Source organism: Enterococcus durans (genome assembly GCF_002277935.1).
Classification (GTDB): Bacteria; Bacillota; Bacilli; order Lactobacillales; family Enterococcaceae; genus Enterococcus_B; species Enterococcus_B durans.
Genome location: NZ_CP022930.1, coordinates 2,427,952 through 2,445,936 on the forward strand (window position 1 = coordinate 2,427,952; position 17,985 = coordinate 2,445,936).

General features: G+C 38.1%; 12 protein-coding genes and 1 pseudogene. 9 read left to right on the forward strand and 4 right to left on the reverse strand.

The window, feature by feature from the left end:
• Nucleotides 1-587 precede the first annotated feature (587 nt).
• Nucleotides 588-935, reverse strand: a complete 348-nt coding sequence (locus CJZ72_RS11575) for a bacteriocin immunity protein (RefSeq protein ID WP_081133554.1) — start codon at nucleotides 933-935, stop codon at nucleotides 588-590.
• A 499-nt stretch (nucleotides 936-1,434) separates the two neighbouring features.
• Between CJZ72_RS11575 and CJZ72_RS11580 the strand changes: the two genes are divergently transcribed.
• Nucleotides 1,435-3,657, forward strand: coding sequence for a helix-turn-helix domain-containing protein (locus CJZ72_RS11580; RefSeq protein ID WP_227326392.1), 2,223 nt, complete (start codon nucleotides 1,435-1,437; stop codon nucleotides 3,655-3,657).
• Nucleotides 3,658-3,751: 94 nt separating this feature from the next.
• Here the strand turns inward: CJZ72_RS11580 and CJZ72_RS14810 are convergent, their stop codons facing one another.
• Both CJZ72_RS14810 and CJZ72_RS11590 read right to left on the reverse strand, forming a co-directional pair.
• The gene (locus tag CJZ72_RS14810) at nucleotides 3,752-4,234 is read right to left on the reverse strand and encodes a hypothetical protein (protein WP_081133556.1); all 483 of its coding nucleotides are present in this window, start codon (nucleotides 4,232-4,234) and stop codon (nucleotides 3,752-3,754) included.
• Nucleotides 4,222-4,857 carry a DUF624 domain-containing protein gene (locus CJZ72_RS11590; RefSeq protein ID WP_081133557.1) on the reverse strand — a complete coding sequence of 212 codons (636 nt, stop codon included), beginning with the start codon at nucleotides 4,855-4,857 and terminating at the stop codon, nucleotides 4,222-4,224. Before CJZ72_RS11590 ends, CJZ72_RS14810 begins: the two co-directional genes overlap by 13 nt.
• Before the next feature lie 149 nt (nucleotides 4,858-5,006).
• On the opposite strand from CJZ72_RS11590, the gene CJZ72_RS11595 reads away from it, so the two are divergent.
• The 8 genes and pseudogenes from CJZ72_RS11595 (at nucleotide 5,007) to CJZ72_RS11630 (ending at nucleotide 16,242) form a co-directional block, all read left to right on the forward strand.
• Nucleotides 5,007-6,362 (forward strand): alpha-L-fucosidase, encoded by a 1,356-nt coding sequence (locus CJZ72_RS11595; RefSeq protein ID WP_095443858.1) that lies wholly within the window; start codon nucleotides 5,007-5,009, stop codon nucleotides 6,360-6,362.
• A gap of 54 nt (nucleotides 6,363-6,416) precedes the next feature.
• Nucleotides 6,417-7,370 carry an ABC transporter permease gene (locus tag CJZ72_RS11600; RefSeq protein WP_081133559.1) on the forward strand — a complete coding sequence of 318 codons (954 nt, stop codon included), beginning with the start codon at nucleotides 6,417-6,419 and terminating at the stop codon, nucleotides 7,368-7,370.
• A 15-nt stretch (nucleotides 7,371-7,385) separates the two neighbouring features.
• Nucleotides 7,386-8,300 carry a carbohydrate ABC transporter permease gene (locus tag CJZ72_RS11605; protein ID WP_016176670.1) on the forward strand — a complete coding sequence of 305 codons (915 nt, stop codon included), beginning with the start codon at nucleotides 7,386-7,388 and terminating at the stop codon, nucleotides 8,298-8,300.
• A gap of 20 nt (nucleotides 8,301-8,320) precedes the next feature.
• Nucleotides 8,321-9,961, forward strand: coding sequence for a type 2 periplasmic-binding domain-containing protein (locus tag CJZ72_RS11610; protein ID WP_081133560.1), 1,641 nt, complete (start codon nucleotides 8,321-8,323; stop codon nucleotides 9,959-9,961).
• A 100-nt stretch (nucleotides 9,962-10,061) separates the two neighbouring features.
• Nucleotides 10,062-13,113, forward strand: a pseudogene (locus tag CJZ72_RS11615) (alpha-mannosidase).
• Between the two features lie 4 nt (nucleotides 13,114-13,117).
• Nucleotides 13,118-15,343: a glycoside hydrolase family 3 protein gene (locus tag CJZ72_RS11620; protein WP_081133562.1), complete on the forward strand. Its 2,226-nt coding sequence runs from the start codon at nucleotides 13,118-13,120 to the stop codon at nucleotides 15,341-15,343.
• Between the two features lie 242 nt (nucleotides 15,344-15,585).
• Entirely contained in the window at nucleotides 15,586-15,822 is a 237-nt protein-coding gene (locus CJZ72_RS11625; protein WP_179135122.1) for an AbrB/MazE/SpoVT family DNA-binding domain-containing protein, read from the forward strand.
• A 42-nt stretch (nucleotides 15,823-15,864) separates the two neighbouring features.
• Nucleotides 15,865-16,242: a type II toxin-antitoxin system death-on-curing family toxin gene (locus tag CJZ72_RS11630; RefSeq protein WP_143348094.1), complete on the forward strand. Its 378-nt coding sequence runs from the start codon at nucleotides 15,865-15,867 to the stop codon at nucleotides 16,240-16,242.
• Between the two features lie 349 nt (nucleotides 16,243-16,591).
• On the opposite strand, the gene CJZ72_RS11635 is transcribed toward CJZ72_RS11630, so the two are convergent.
• Nucleotides 16,592-17,581 carry an IS30 family transposase gene (locus tag CJZ72_RS11635; protein WP_002337512.1) on the reverse strand — a complete coding sequence of 330 codons (990 nt, stop codon included), beginning with the start codon at nucleotides 17,579-17,581 and terminating at the stop codon, nucleotides 16,592-16,594.
• Between the last annotated feature and the right edge of the window lie 404 nt (nucleotides 17,582-17,985).

Below are 17,985 nucleotides of genomic sequence, written 5' to 3' on the forward strand. Positions count from 1 at the left end.
TAATTACAGTCATTAGAGAAAACCCTTATCAGAATCCACCACCTTATGAAAGTTAATGGGGTTACTTTATTATTCGAGACGCATAAATATTAAATATCGTTTAGTTTATAGCGTAGAGGATCAAAATAAAACAATTACTATTGTTTCTGTATGGCCTCATTATGAACACGGGTTTTAAGATGTAATTTTATTTTCTACAGAAATAGTTAGAATTATAAAAAACGAAAAGGCAAAATGCAGTTTCCGATTCTTCGAGTAGGGACTGTTTTTTTGCTTTTTATATTCGAAAAATTGTTATTATCTTTTTAATATTTCCTCAGGTTATACGGTTATCCGTTGTGTTGATTTACAGTAGTGATCCATGCAAGCTCATCATACTCGTATGTTCGGAAGCATTTGTATTTTTTGCGTATGTTTAAGTGTATGCAGTACTGAAATCTAAATCCACGAGTTATGGGTTTTACATGTCGCTTTTTCTTCTTTTGAGTGATGAATCCCACAAAAAAGAGCAATCTCTCTAATGGAAATTGCTCATTCGTATGGCTGATCGTTTTTCAATTTCAGAGATCGATCTGAAACTGTTTATTTCAATGACGAGGAACCTGCTCTGTCCAATTATAAAATTGTGTCTTGTCTGAAAAATCTGCCATATATAATCCATTTAAACCAGCTTTTTTTCCAATGGCACTCAGACTTATAACGATTTTTTCTTCTTCTGGTGGGAAATAGATTTTTCCTTTGATTGCAGTACTGCGAATATATTGGACGAGTCTGTTAATCAAAGCTTCTGGATTTTTTGTCGTTCTCAATTTCTTTGATACTTCTAGCAATACATCAGTGATATCCAGCATCTCTGGTGTCTGATCTTTGCGTTCTCTCAAAAGGGAGTATAAATCTACAATATCCTTTAATGCTTTGTTTTCAATGGAACTCATTTTAGGTCACCTCTTATTAGAATAACTAAAGACTAGCACTAGTAGTTGAAACTGTCAAAGAATATATCGAACTAGGAGAACGCTTGCATGATATAAAAAGAGCAACTATGAAACACATAAAAAAACATCAAAAAAATTTGCAACAAAAGATCAAGAATAAATGATTGAAAAAAAGATTGCATCTTACATTTAAATCAGAAAAATCCCTCTTAGTTCTAATAGAGGGATGAACTTGATGCTAACGTCCCTTCGGCGAAACTTTAAAAATTGGTCTTTTGTCTGGATGTAGCTTTGATTTAGTGATAGGTCTTTAGAAATAATCACTCGAGTTATTTAAATATAGAAAATACATAGGATGGACTTGTTTTTTTCATACCTAATAATGTTTTCATCCTTTCCATATTGTATTGCTAAATCGTTATTTTTATGTTGGAATAGAAGAGATAGAAGGAAGAGTTTGTAGCTTGATGTACTACTATAACAATAAACCAAGTTGGAGGTGGACTTGATCAGAAGGATTAAACAAAAAAGAATCAATGTTCGAAGACTTCTAGGCATATTAGGCTCGTATCTCGTTGCTTTTTTACTTCCATTTTTATCTGTTTCGTGGATCTGGTATATTACAGCAACGGAAAGTACAGAACAACAAGTGCGCTTGATGGCAAAAAATCAGATGATGCAGATCAATTACTCGCTTGAGAGCAACTTTTTGAAGTTGGCACATCTCACGGAGCGGATCACTGACAATCGCCAACTCGCTTTAAGTTCGCTGGATCATCCGTATTATATCAAAGAAGGCAAATCAATATTACATACATACAAAATAACTAGTGAATTAGTTGAGGAAGTCTATCTCTATTATCGGAATGACCGCCCCGAGATGCTTTACTCCTCATCAGGAAATTACTCACTGGAACTGTTTCTTAGAAAAACAGTTAAGAACGATCATCAGCTGGAAAAGAGACTACAAGAACAATTGGCTACGACTGATGCCAAGTTTATCACTATTGCTTCTGATGAGGAATTGCCATCTTCTTCCTATCTGTATGTTGTTCCAATACAAAACAAGGAAGGTACCGTACATAGTATCGCAATCTACGAAATCAAAAAGAACACTCTTACTAAAGTACTCGATGCGTATAGTCCTGCTAGTACAAATCTAAACTATATCATCGATGAAAGCTATCAATTAGTGACAAAGACGAAAAGTGAGGAGCTGAATACTTTTCTCAGTACGCCTTATTCCGTAGAGAAACTAATGACAAAAGAAAATGTGAAGATCAAGCAAAAACGATATCTTATCCAAAGTTTGAAGAATCCTTATTTGAATCTCTCGCTCCTTTCTCTTGTCGATCCAACAACGGCATTGCTTACGATCGAACGAGTTCAGACCAAAATGATTGTTTTGATCTTAGTGATTTTGTTTATGGGGTTAGTGATCGTCGTTTTATTTAGTATGCGTAACTTGCGTCCTATTCAAAAAATCGAGTACTTAGCACAGCAATTTCAAGAAGACCCCACACTTACGGTTTCTTCACTTAAAGAAGTCTCTGATACATTAGCAAAATTTCTCATTGCACACCAAAAATTGACTATTCAGAATCAGCTACAGATCCCATATGCAAGGGAGCAAGTTTTCCAGCGCTTGCTTAACAGTCAATTAGTGATCGATTCCGAATTGGAGCAGTTACTGACAGCTGTCCATATCAACTTTTCGACGGAGTATTATTTTATTGCAACGATTGATCTCAAACAGTTGGATCAATCGAAAGAACGAGTAAATAATCAGTGGGCTGAAGCAATCACAAAAAACTATTGTGCTTATGGAGTCGAGAATATAGAAAATCAGACCTTTGTTTTCGCGATTGGGTGTACATCTCTTGACGAGCAGGTTGAACTCGTCCAAATGATTACCGAAAGATGTTCTCAACCTATTCGGATCGGGGTTGGCTCTATCGTTCATAGTCTCGGTCAGTTAAATCGTTCCTATATTGAATCGCGAGCAGCGCTACGTTATCCGAATGTGAAAGGAACAATCCGTTACTATTCAGAACTAACTACTAAAGATAATGCTCTGAGTATCGAGTATCCTAGTGATCTACGCTTAAAATTAGTGAACTATCTTGAAAATGGAGAGTTTGATCACGTTTTAGAAACTATCAGAGAACTGATATCTTATGGAGAACTGAACTTGAAATCAGAAAATCTGCAAAAGTTATATGGATACTATCTACTTAATACGATCCTCCAAATAGGAAACGAACTCATCGGTAAAGGGATTTTCCATCACTTGGAAGAATTGCCTGATTTTTCTAGTTTGATCGAACTTGAAAACTTTTTAAACGAACTAGCAGAACGAATTTGTAAAAAAATGGGCGAGATACCAAAAAAACAACCGGAATGTTTGGAAGAACAAATCTTGGTCTATCTACAGCAGAATTTCCAATCGGCACAGCTTAGTTTAGAATCAACAGCTACAGCTTTTTCTGTTTCAGTTTCCTTCGTCAGTCGTTCGATCCGCAAAGAAAGCGGACTGACTTTTTCAAAATATATCCAAATGTTGCGCTTTAGAAAAATAAAACAAGAATTGGCAGAAACTGAGTTGCCCATCAAGGTGATCATCCAACAGAATGGGTATTATGATATCTCTAATTTTACAAGAAAATTCCGACAGATCGTCGGGATGACACCAGGTAAATATCGAGAAATGAACCGTGAATAAGCGGTGTTTGCACTATTTGAACATGAAAACAAAAAGCAGCTTTCTATGGATTGACGTCCTTGAGTAGGACAGTCTAACCCTGGAAAGCTGTTTTTTAGTCGATCTGTTCGATATTGGTAATGATGGCATCAGTGATTTTCCATTCACCTGCTTCAATCATAAACGTGTAATGGATTTGAGCGATATGGTTTTGATAATGGGTTGTTCCTTGATTACTCGTTCGTTGGAATACTTCAACAAACAAAGAATCTGGCCGTTGCTCAAGTACCTTGAAAGCTATCAGCTCGTGTTCTAGATCATAAGAATCAATACTTGATAGTTCTTTTTTTGTGTCTGCCTGCGCTTTGTCAGACAAAGTAGCCAGATAAGCTTCAAGGTTTTTTTCAGTGGCTGCGGCTAAATTCTTTTTTACTAAGTCGAGACAATTTTGGGCACTTTCTTTATCCGTTATCTTTCCTGAAAGTGTAGCAGTTGTTTGCCTATTTGATACTGTATCTTGGTGATCACTACCTAGCCAAATGAAAAACAAAAAGAAAGAAATGAGTAAAAAAATAAAAATTCGAATCATTTTGTACATGTCTTGTTCCTCACAAGGTTCTCTCCACGTTGCATCGCCTGAAAAGTAAAAAAGCCGATTGGAAACAAAAATAATGGGATAGCTAAGAAACAGAATAAAGGACACCAGAATACAAGTGCTGAGGTGAGGATACTACTGACAACCATCGCTAATGTTTGGAAAGGATTTAAGAACATCAAGAGAAATACACGTATGAAGTATTGGCTAAATGTTAGCTGGTATCGTAGAAAGACAGGCAGAAGATAGAATCCTGCCAGAATGAACAGACATAAAAAGAGCAATAAACTCAGATGAACGAATGAATGGCACAGAAAGTGTGCAGCTATTCGTAGATCGAACCAAAGAAAAAGCAAGATGCTGCTGTAGAAGAATCCTAATCGATTGATTGCCTTGAACTGACGGTTAGTCGTTTTTTTATACCATGATGCCAATTCTTGAGGCACTTCTTTGTTCGTAAAAAGGAATAGAAAAACCTGAAAGATGGTAGCAGTCGCTGGAAAGAATCCAAAAATGATCCCGCCTTTCAAGAGAGTCAGTAGCCAGAAAAACTGTAGTTTAAGCAAAAGTATCAGAAACGTTCCCAAACGATAAGATAGGTCATAAAAGGCGTTAGATGTAGGCATAAGATCCTCCTTGCTACGTTTATTTACTAAAAAGATACTATGAAAAAATTGCGAATACCATAGTATTCCTGATATTACACATTGGCTTTTTTTACATATTGTTTTTTCTGTCTTTGCCCAGTAGGTTTAAAACAAAGGAGAGGTGTGTAATGGAAAAAATCCGAGGCGATATTGAACAATCGAAAAATAGAGATGAACAAGAAGAGATTTATCCAGAAACAAAAATGCTGGAACGACGTTTAAGTTGGTTCCAAGATTTGAAATTCGGTGTCATTTTTCACTATGGACTATATGCGCAAGCAGGTATCGTGGAGTCTTGGCAATTGTCTGAAAAAGATGAATGGGCACGAGCTGGTAGAGCCTATCGAGAGAATATAGCAGATTTACGAATGGATTATTGGCAACTTATAAGGGAATTCAACCCCAAAAAATTGAACGCCGAAAAGTGGGCGGAACTTTGTCAAAAGGCCGGTTTTAGGTATTGTTTATTCACAGCGAAGCATCATGATGGCTTCAATTTATACAATACACTGGAAACAGAGTACAAAATCGGAGGTAAATTAAGTCCTTTTAAAAGAGATGTGCTTAAAGAAGTTTTCACTGCTTTTCGATCTGCGGGGTTAGCGACAGGTGCCTATTATTCTAAAGCTGATTGGTACTCGCCTTTTTATTGGTTAGATGATTCAACTATCAAAGGTCGGCATGTCAGCTATGATACACAAAAGCACCCTGAACTGTGGGAAAGATATGTTTCTTTTGTTCATCATCAAATAAAGGAGATCACTACTCACTATGGACCGATCGATTTTCTGTGGTTGGATGCTGGTTGGTGTGGACAAGGCAAAGAAGATCTACAGATGGACCGTTTGGCAGAGATTGCCCGTGAGTCGCAACCAGAATTGATCATTGTAGATCGAATGATGGGGGGACGTCACGAAAATTATGTGACGCCAGAAAGAAAAATACCTGCGCATGATGAGATTCCTTCAAAACCCTGGGAAAGCAACATACCTATAGGAAACGACTGGGGGTACGTGCCAAATGACGTGTTCAAGACAAGTCAGGAATTGATTGAGATGCTGATTGATGTTGTCAGTAAAGGTGGAAATTTGATTTTAGGTGTAGGGCCTACTCCAGAAGGAACGATCACCAAGGAAGAAACATTCATCTTAGAAGAAATCGGTGCATGGTTGCAAAGGTATGGTGAAGGGATCTATCATACGCGACCTCTAGAAAAAAAACAGAGTGACAATACCGAGGGATGGTATTTTACTTCGCATAAAGAAAAAGATACATATTACGCATTTCGTAGCATTCTGGAAATACCGCAATCTTTTATCAAGTTAAGTGAAATCAAAGCGAGTATAGACACAGTCGTTGTAGATCTAGCAACAGAAAAGCAACTGTCATTTCATGAGATAGATGGCGAATATCATCTACTTAGCAGTGAAATCACACGTCCCGCAAACGGAGCAATCGGACTTCGAATAACAAATAACAAATAACAAATAACAAATAAAAATGAAAGCGCAAACTATTTGTAAAAAGGAGGTTAACCAATGGGTTATCCAAATATTCAGGTACCATCGACAGGCAAAAAAACAAAGTTCCAGCAACTCAAACTGAAACTGAAAAAGAATCAACAACTTTATTTATTTGTTTTGCCCGCTTTTCTGGTGATCCTGATTTTCTCTTACGGACCGATGTATGGGATCATCATTGCTTTTAAAGATTATATGCCTTCTCTTGGTATATTAGGTAGTCCTTGGGTGGGGTTGAAACACTTTCAGCGTTTTTTTGAATCCTACTATTTTTGGGATCTAATCAAAAATACTTTAGGTATCAGTGTGTACTCCCTCATCGTTGGGTTTCCGCTTCCAATCATCTTGGCTTTAGCATTGAATGAAATCAAGGATGGTCCGTTTAAAAAAATCACGCAAACAGTGACTTATGCGCCCAACTTTATTGCGGTGGTGGTCATGGTAGGGATGATCATTGCTTTCTTATCTCCTTCAACTGGGGTGATCAACCATTTGTTGGAGTTCGCTGGTCTGCAACGAATCAACTTTATGACTGATCCTAAGTGGTTCAAAACGATTTATGTTTTATCAGGTGTATGGCAAGGCACTGGATGGGGCTCTGTCATTTATTTAGCCGCTTTATCTGGTGTCGATACCCAATTACATGAAGCTGCCACGATCGATGGTGCTTCAAGGTTGCAAAGAGTTTGGTACATCAATTTGCCAACGATCATGCCAACGATGGTCATTTTATTGATCATGAGTTTTGGTAGTTTGATGTCGGTAGGATTCGAAAAAGTCATTCTAATGCAAAATCCCTTGAACATGGAATCGTCCAATGTCATTGCAACATTCGTGTATCAGCAGGGATTGTTGGATGCTCAATATAGTTTTGCATCTGCAGTCGGACTTTTTAATTCAGTGATCAATTCCATTTTACTGATTTCAGTAAATAGCATTGCCAAACGTTTGAGTAATTCCAGTCTGCTGTAAAAAGGAGGTGAAAAAATGAAAACAACCACTCTTATCAAAGATACCAAAGCAGATAAATTATTCCTGGGTGTCCTATACACTTTTTTAGCAATTGCGTTATTGATCGTGCTTTATCCCTTGATTTATATCGTTAGTGCCTCGATTTCAAACCCGCACCTTGTAAATTCGGGGGAGATGTGGCTATTTCCAAAGGGAGTAACTCTAGAAGGCTATCGTACGTTGTTGGGAAATAGTAACATTTGGCGAGGGTATTTAAATACGATTTATTATACTTCGCTAGGTACGATGATCAACCTTCTCGTCACATTGCCCTGTGCCTATGCTTTGGCAAGGGAAGATTTCTATGGAAGAAAAGCATTTACCAATTTTATGCTCGTAACGATGTTTCTTTCTGGAGGGCTGATTCCTTCTTATCTGCTGATTCGTAGTTTAGGGATGTTGAATACAGTCTGGGCTCTCGTGATTCCGGGATGTGTATCAGTCTATAACGTCGTTGTCACAAGAACTTTTTTTCAGACAACGATTCCTAGAGAGATGGAAGAAGCCGCTATCGTGGATGGCTGTTCTAATTTTCGTTTGTTCCTAAAAATCGTTTTACCATTATCGACACCGATCATCGCTGTGATGGCTTTGTTTTATGGTGTTGGTCATTGGAACAGCTTTTTCAGTGCATTGATCTATCTTTCAGACAAATCAATGTATCCTTTGCAGTTGGTATTACGTGAAATCTTGATTTTACAAGATATGTCTTCAAATACAGTGAGCAATATAAGTGCGGACACAGCGAACATGCTGTATAGCAAACAGCAATTAGCTGCTGTAATCAAATATGGTGTCATGATTGTTTCAACGTTACCAGTCATCATCGTCTATCCTTTCTTGCAAAAATATTTTGTCAAAGGGATGATGGTAGGTTCAATAAAAGGATAACTAAGAAGGAGGATAAAACTATGAAAAAGAAAGTTATACGGATCATTTGTCTTATTTTATGTGTTACAGCAATCAGTGCCTGTGGAAAATCTGACAAAAAGGATACGGCAAAAACAACAAAGGCTGAATTGAATACAGATGGTCAGTTTCCAATCATTAAAAAGGGTCAAAAATTAACATTGAATCTGATGGCACCCAATGCTGGTTTGGCAGAATGGGAAGATATGCCAACACTCAAAGATTATCAGAAAAAAACAGGGATCTCATTGAAATATACGACACCGCCCCTAGCTGATTTCAGTACACGTTTGAATCTAGCTTTTGCTTCTGGTGATTTGCCAGATATCGTTTATGGGGCTGGCTCGGGTTCTTTGACTTCTGCTATGGAAATCGATTACGGTTCACAGGGGATTTTACTTCCTTTAGAAGAATACATAACTCCAGAACTAATGCCTAATTTTTACGCATTGACGCAAGAAGACCCGTCTTTATTGAAATCGATCACGACGCCAGACGGACACGTTTATTCTCTACCGATGGTCACTAGAAATGCAACATCGATTTGGTGGCAAGGACCAATGTGGTATAACGGCACTTGGTTAGATAAGCTGAATGTGACGGAGCTGCCAAAGACAATAGATGAATTCTATGAACTTCTCCTTCGTTTTAAAAATGAAGATCCTAATGGGAATGGTAAAGCAGATGAGATTCCGCTAACTGATGTGGATATGAATGGAACAAGAGTCTGGTTGCTTGCGGCTTTTGGTTTGAGGACAAGAGGGATCCAAGTCGATAATGATCAGGTCATTTATACCCCCACCACTGAAAACTATAAAGGCTATTTGACATTCATGAATAAACTTTATAACGAAGGGTTACTTGACAAAGAAGTCTATGGACAATCGGATGAACAGAAAAAAGCGAAGGGACAGAATGATCAACTAGGGATATTTTCCGACTACTTTAGTTTCTTCACCACGGGCCGAACGGAAATAGAAGCATTGAATGACCCAATGTTCCAGCCTTTGACGTCTGAGTGGTCAACTGATGCAGTGATTCCAGGAAGTCCTCGTCTTTCTCGAGGGACTTTCGCATTGACGAAAGTGAATCCTTCACCAGAAGCTTCTGTGCGCTGGGTAGATTATTTTTATTCAGAGGAAGGATCGAAATATTTAGAACAAGGTCCAGAAGGTTCTTTATGGGAATATCAGAAAAATGCTGCCGGTGAGAAGGTTCGCGTGTACACAAAAGGGATCGATCTGAAAAATACGGAAGATGAACGGGGGAAAATCACGCCAGCATACGGATTGACTACACCGAACATCGTCACCGACACTGGAGAATATAAACTTTTAACAGCACCAGATGAAGAAAAAGACACTCGTTTTGATGAGTGGGTAGCAAAGGAAACACAAGAGAAAATGAACGATATTGCAAAAGTTCCTTTTCCTCTTCTTTATCTAACGGTGAAAGAAAATGACCAAGTTTCGGCAACGGCAACCGATTTATCGACTTATATCGAACAAATGGAAGCAAAATTCATTACGGGAGTCGAACCGCTTAGTAAATGGGACGATTTTAAGAAAACGGTAGAGTCGATGGGCATCGAAAAATATCTTGAAGTCTATCAAACAGCTTATAACCGATGGAAAGAAAACTAGCGATATGAGGCACAAGACCTGCGACTATTTTCTACACGAGGATGGTCCAGGTTTTTGATGCAAATGAAACATGAAATACGTAGGAGGAATGTGAAAATAGATGGAACCATTTGAATTTGAGCGTGCCCAAAGAATTTTAGGAGAATTAAAAAAAATATCGCGTACAAGAAGAACAACGTATCGAACCAATCTATAAGAAAAATGATGAATCATGGGAACTCTATCAACAAGGCACTTTTTTTGGAAAAAAGAACAGGCATTACACATTAAAAGGTAGCTTTTCAGTGCCTAGCGAATGGAAAAAGGCGACGGTAGCGTTACGAATAGAGACAGTACTAGGGGAATGGGATAATACGACTAACCCACAGATGAATGTTTCGATCGATGGAACACTTATCCAAAGTATCGATGTCAATCATAGAGAAATCATCTTGGATCACTTCTTTTTTGATCGTTCCTTGGATCTATCGATCGAACTGTGGGCTGGACGGACAGAAAAAAAGTTTCCTTTGTACGTTTCATTGATTAAAATCGATCCAGAGGTGGAGCAAACGATTTACGATCTTTTCACGTTCCTTGACTGTTGGCGAGCAATTCGACAATTCGGCGGTAAAACAGAGATGTACCAGAAATTTGTAACAAAAGCAGTCAATTCCTTGGATTTTAGACAACCTTATTCTACTCTTTTTTACAGCAGTCTAAAGAGCGCTCGCAGAATTTTCGAAGAACTCTATCACTCTGCGGGAGCAATTGAAGAAAGGGTAACGGCAGTCGGACATACACATATCGATCTAGCTTGGTTATGGACGGTACAGCAAGCAATCGAAAAGGGGCAACGAAGTTTTCAAACTGTCCTCAAACTGATGGAAGAGTTTCCTGAGTATACTTTTCTTCAAAGCCAACCGCAAATGTATCAGTTCATTAAGGAACAGGCACCAGAGTTGTACGATGAGATCAAGCGTAAAGTGGTTGAAGGAAAGTGGGAAGTAGAAGGGGCGATGTGGGTAGAAGCAGACTGTAACTTGACCTCAGGGGAATCGCTTGTTCGCCAACTCCTTTATGGAAAACGATTCATCAAAAAAGAATTTGGCATCGATAGTCAGATTTTGTGGCTACCCGACGTTTTTGGCTATTCTGCAGCTTTGCCACAACTGTTGTTAAAAACGAACACGCCTTATTTTATGACAACGAAACTATCTTGGAATCAATTCAATCAACTACCCTATGATTCGTTTTACTGGCAGGGAATCGATGGCAGTAGAGTGCTGACACATTTTATCACAACTATCAGTGAAGGCTACAGCCCTACTCCCTATTACACGACATATAATGGCCTTTTAGACCCTTATACGATCAAGGGCAGCTTTGATCGGTATCAGCAAAAAAGTGCGCACAATGAAATTCTTGTGGCGTATGGATATGGTGACGGTGGCGGTGGTCCCACAAGACAGATGTTGGAAGTCCAAAGACGTTTGCACCGTCCTCTACCTGAGATGCCAACGATCACTGGGAATCGAGCAAGCGAGTTTTATCAGAGATTGGAACATTCGTTGAATCTTGATGATCCACCTGTTTGGTACGGTGAGTTATATTTTGAATACCACCGGGGAACATTGACCTCGATTGGCAAAAACAAAAAAGCCAATCGTCAATCTGAATTTTTTCTTCAAACGATCGAGAAACTATATAGTTGCTATGGACTGGCGATTTACCCGCAAGAGTTGGAAAACCTATGTAAAAAACTCTTACTCAATCAGTTCCATGATATTTTGCCAGGTAGTTCTATAAAAGAAGTGTACCAAGAAACAGATCAAGACTATCAGCTGATCACAAACAATGGAAATGCATTGATCCAGCAATTAACTGATTTTCTGGCAGAACAGAATAAGGATCGACTGCCTTCTTTGAAAGGACAGGAATACCTAACAGTCTATAATCCATTAGGGATCCAACGAGATGTAATCATTTGTTTTGCGGCAGAGAAACAAAGCAAAGATGCAAAGTTCCAGCAGCGAACGCACGACGGACAACTGTTGGTGAAGCTACCTCATATGGCTAGTCTAAGTAATCGGATTGTTCAACTCGTGGAAAACACAAAGAAAGCACAAGTGGTCCAGCCTATACAAAAAGAGTTTGAAACAACTGACTTTATCGTAAAATTCAACCGTTCTTTTGAGATCATTTCTTTATATGACAAAAGATACCAGCGAGAAATATTACCTGAAGGCACGATACTGAATCAACTAATTGCTTATGAAGACCTACCGATGAATTACGATGCGTGGGATATCGATATCTATTACGATAAAAAAGCATATTTTGTCGATCAGCTAAGTGAAGCCAAGCTAGTTGAAAAGGGGCCTATTCGAGATACGATCAAAGTCATTCGCCCTTTTGAGAATTCCGCGATTTGCCAACTCATTCATTTTTACCATGATACTGGCCGTATTGATTTTGAAACCACTGTAGACTGGCATCTACACCATTTGCTATTGAAAGTGCAAATGCCGATCGCTGTCAATACCTTAGAAGCAACTTTCGATATCCAATTCGGGAATGTCAAGCGAGCAGTTCATCAAAATACTTCGTGGGATCTCGCACGTTTTGAAAGCTGTGGTCAAAAATGGGTCGATTTATCAGAAGAAGGGTTTGGAGTCAGCATTTTAACTGATTCGAAATATGGATTCAACACAGCATATCAAAAAGTAGGGATTTCTTTGATCAAAGCAGCAACTGATCCATATCCAGACGCAGATCAGGGAATCCATAAGTTCACCTATTCCTTGTATGCACATCATGGGACTTGGAAGGAAGCAGATACGATGGAGCAAGCCCTAGATTTGAATGTTCCTGCGTTGATCTTACCGATTCTTTTAGATTGTGAAGATACAGCGTATTTCTCTGTTGACGAAAAAAATATTTTACTCGATACAGTGAAAAAAGCAGAAGAGGAAGAAGCGGTCATTGTTCGATTATATGAATACCATAATCGTCAAACAGTCGGTTCCTTGTCAGCAAAACGACATATTGAACGCGCTTTTCTATGTAATTTATTGGAAGAAGAGGAAGAGGAGTTACCGGTGAATGGAAACTGTGTAAGCATCAACTTCAAACCATATGAGATCCACACAATCAAATTGTATATGGAGTAATGAGATGATCGAAAACCTTCTTAAAGAGATGACTATAAGGGAAAAAGTAGGACAACTGAATCAACGTCTCTACGGGTGGCAAGTTTACGAAAAAGTAAATGGAAGAATCGAATTGACTGATTACTTCAAAAAAGAAGTAGCATATTTTGGGTCGATTGGGTGGATCTATGGTGTTTTTCGGGCAGATCCTTGGACGAACAGAGATTTGAATACAGGCCTTACGCAAGAAGAAGCATTTGAAGTCAGCCAAATGATCCAAACCTATTTGAGTGAACATACAAGACTTAAAATCCCCGCTTTTTTGACTGAAGAATGCCCCCATGGACATCAAGGACTAGATGCTACGACAGTACCTGTTAATTTTTGCAGTGGAGCCAGTTGGAATCCTGGACTTTATCAAAAAGTCCAAGAATGTGTTGCAAAAGAAATTCGTACAACAGGGGCGCATGTCGGCTTGATTTCTGCCCTTGATATTGCTCGTGATCCAAGATGGGGGAGAACGGAAGAGTGCTTTAGCGAAGACCCTTTTCTGACCAGTTGTTTTGCGGAAGCAGCTGTTAGAGGACTGCAAAAAGAAGATGGGCATCCTTTAGTCTTGGCGGTGCTAAAGCATTTTGCCGCCCAAGGAGCCAGTATGGGTGGGCATAATGCGGGACCAGTAGCCATTGGTGAACGAGAATTACGTGAAATGCATCTTCCGGCAGCGCTGAGAAGTATTCGAGCAGGCACTTCAGCAATCATGGCTGCTTATAATGATATAGATGGAGTACCTTGCCATATCAATCCCTTTTTATTGCAGAAGTTTTTAAGAGAAGAGGGCGGGTTTGAAGGTATCGTCATGGCAGATGGATGTGCGTTAGATCGTATTGCTGAACACTTTGGTGACCCCATACGTGCAGCAGCAGAAGCATTAAAAAGTGGGGTGGACATCAGTTTATGGGATCAGGTCTTCCCAAGATTGGAACATGCTATCGAAATGGGGAAGGTTTCTGTTGAAGAGTTAGATGATGCCGTCTTTCGTGTGTTGAAATTGAAGGAGAGGATGGGGCTGTTCAGGAAACAGTTGCCTAAGATAGCGGAAGTAGATATCGAACAAACGAAACGGTTAACAATCCAATTAGCAGAAGAATCGGTGGTCTTGTTAAAAAATCAAGGTGTATTACCATTGAGTCAAACAGAATCATGCAAAATTGCAGTAATCGGTCCGCATAATGAAAGTATTTACCATCAATTAGGAGATTATACGCCGTTCAAGATGAGAGAGCGATGTTCGACTTTGTGGGATGGATTACAGCAGTACCAGAAGGATAATATCGTATTTACACAGGCTAAAGGGTGTGGAATGACTTCTGGTCGTAGGGAGTTATTAGAAGAAGCAAAAGAGATAGCGGAAGAAGCAGAGGTAGTCATTGTGACATTCGGTGGTTCAAGCATACGTGAGTTTGAGACTACTTTTGATACGAATGGTGCAGCATTGAGTGGTTCGAACGAAATGACTAGTGGGGAAAATATCGATCTGTCTGACTTAAGTGTACCTGATTGCCAATCAGAACTGATCCAGGAACTAGCAAAACTTGGAAAGCCTTTGATTGGTGTGGTCATTACTGGAAGACCAGTCATTGTTTCGCCGCTAGCAGATTATTTTGATTCTTTACTCTATGTGGGCTATCCTGGGCAATATGGTGGCGAAGCTTTAGCGAATATAATTTTTGGCAAACGAAATCCTAGTGGAAAATTAGCAGTATCGATACCAGATGCAGAAGGACAATTACCGGTTTTTTATAATTTTAGAGATACCGCTTTTAACGAGAACTATCTTCATTTATCAGGAAAACCAGTGTATCGGTTTGGCTATGGTTTAAGTTATAGCAACTTCGTCCTCAAACATTCTGAAGTTTCTCTAGAAGGAAAACAAATCATTGTGTCTGGAACTATCGCTAATGACTCAGCGATTGATGGCAAAGAAGTTATTCAAGTTTATTTGAAAAAATACACCAATAAATGGCTCCCTAGGACAAAAATATTAGTAGGATTCGATAAATCAACGATTTATCCAACCGAAAATCAGCAATTCCACATCAACCTATCAATTTCAGAACTTGAGTTTTTAGGTTTGATTGCTGATGATCTAGTAACTGTACCGTTTATTGTGCAAATCGAGTGTGCCAAACAAATCGTTCGATTCCGATATGATCCAATAAACACGCTCTTTAATAAAATCTGTGACTAAGACAATTTCTCATGGCAAGTTACAAGTCGAAACTGATAAAATTTCTTTGAAACGGAAATCTTTATCAGTTTTTTAGTTGCGACCGCTATTAACTAGCGAATTTATCTGATCGATTAAGATAGAAATCGATTTTTGTACGTAAATAATAAATGAAAAAGTGTAAATGCTAAAAATCCAAGCACTTTTCCAAGTACTTTATTGATAAACTAGGCATTTGAGAGGGAAAAGAGGGGAAAGATACATTGAAAATGACACGCAAGTATAAAATTAGAAAATCTGGCAATAGCGATATTACGACTATTCATCCAGAAACAAAAAAATATATAGGTGTAGAAACTGGAGAATCAATCATTTATATTTATCAAACAGATAATACAGTAAAAATAGCAAAAGCTGAGGAAAAACTCGATATCGATAGCATAGTTGATTCTGTTATGGATCAATATAATCAACCTTTGAAAGATTTAGTTGATTTATGATTTTAGCATACAGCAGTTCCAGTAGTTTTCCTGTAGTTCATTATGTTTAAATGTAAAGTTATTCTTCGTTATTCTAAAGGTAAAATGATTGCTGTAAAAGATTCCAGCGCTTTAGATATGGCAATCAATCAACCGTCTCAGTCATTTTTGGGCGAAGATTTATACCCAAGCATTTATGACAAAGCTTCCATATTAGCAATAAACCTCGCAAAGAAACATCCCTTTTATAATGGTAATAAGCGAACGGCACTGCTAGCAATGGTCACATTCCTTGAAATAAACGGCTATACGACTGCTTTTTCTCAGAATGAAGCAGTTCGATTTATCTTAGCTATCACAACTAGCAAAAAAGAATTTGATATTCTAAAAAAAGATATTGCAATCTATTTGAAAGAAACAAATAAAATCCAGAAAAAGTAAACCTATCTATAAAGGAAAATCAACATTCTGGTTTTAACCATTTATGCCTACAAGTGTTAAATGGTTATTTTTTTCGTTTTTTGCTAATTACGTTCATTAAAAGATATTAGAGATAGGTAAAATAGTGGGGAGAATAGCCTAATATAAAATTTTCATATTCTAGTTTACATAATATATATTATACAAAGTAGATTCAATGTGGCGAATGTTAAGATTAAGCGCAACTATACATTACTTTTATATAAATATAGTTCGTCTTTTGCTCTTTTAAACCCTGTCGGTAAACTTAAATTGATACGATTGTTCGACAAAAACATTTTATAACAAATGAAATAATCTCTTGAAAATATCATGTAATTCTCGCGTATTCTAGTTTAAACTTTTGAGCTGGTGTTTTCCAATTTAGAATTTTTCTTGGTCTAGTATTTAAGTTTTCTACAGCGTCATCGACGATACGTTGCGAGACATTCTTAAAATTAAACGGTTTAGGGAAATATTCTCTAAGTAATCCATTATGATTTTCGTTAGAACCACGTTCATGAGGTGCATACGGATTTGCATAGTAAATTTTGCACCCGAAGGTGTCTTCAATAAGACCGACTTGAAATTGATTTACAAATTCAGTTCCTCGATCACAAGTAATAGATTTTACCCCTTGAGGATACATTTCTATTAGTTTTTTAATCGCTGCCATCATAGCGCGGCCTGTTTTATTAGGGAGTTTAATTGCTACGTATTGTCGTGTCTTTCTTTCGATAAAAGTTGCTAGACAGGTTGATATGCCTCGTTTTGAAACTACTGTATCAGCTTCCCAATGACCAAATTCTGTACGAAGCTGAACAGCTTCTGGGCGCAAATCAATGGTTCTATTTTCAAAGAAAGCTCGATCAATGCGAATCTTCGATCCAGATGACTTTACTTTATATCTTTTTCCATGTCTCCTAAGCTTTTTGATGTTGAAATCAATGGTTTTTGAGTAAATCCAGTTATAGATCGTGGATGTACATACCTTTACGCTTTTAATGGAATGTGCAATTTGTTCTGGAGAATATTTTAGATTCAGATATTTTAAAATAGTTTTGGTATTGTGAATCGTGGCTTTTTTAGTAACTCCACAGTTTTTTTTCCGCAATTTAGCGATATTTTGTGCACTTGAAGCTTGATAAGGCAACCGTGCGATACTGTTGGCTTTTCTAGCTTCAGTCCCCCGTTGAATCTCCCGAGTGATTGTTGAACGATGGCGATCTAATCTACGTGCTATTTCAGCTGGTCGTAATCCTTCGTCAAGATAGGCTTCAATTTTTCCACGCTCTTCAGCGGTTAAATGTTTATATACCATGTATCAAACTAGCTCCCTTGCTCTATTAATTACTACGGCAACGAATGATTTGACAATGAACCTTCACAGATATGAGATCCGCTTCCAACTAGGAGCTAACTTAAGACAAGTCAGCTCAGCCGATACAAGGCTATCATATCTGTGTTCATAATCAAATCGTACTCCCTGCAGTATGCAGGCAAATCGTATCATATTAAATAACGAGCATCAATATAAGTTTGTGGAGGTTTGTTGCGCTTTATTTTACTATTCAGGAGTAGATTCAATGTGAAATCAAACCTACTTCATACCAATTTAAACCAAAATTTGCTATTTTTGTCTTATTCAAAATTATAAAAAAATTTTGCACTGTTTCTACTCGTAAATCTTTATTTGCTAGAAAAATTTTCTGATTTGTTCGTTAC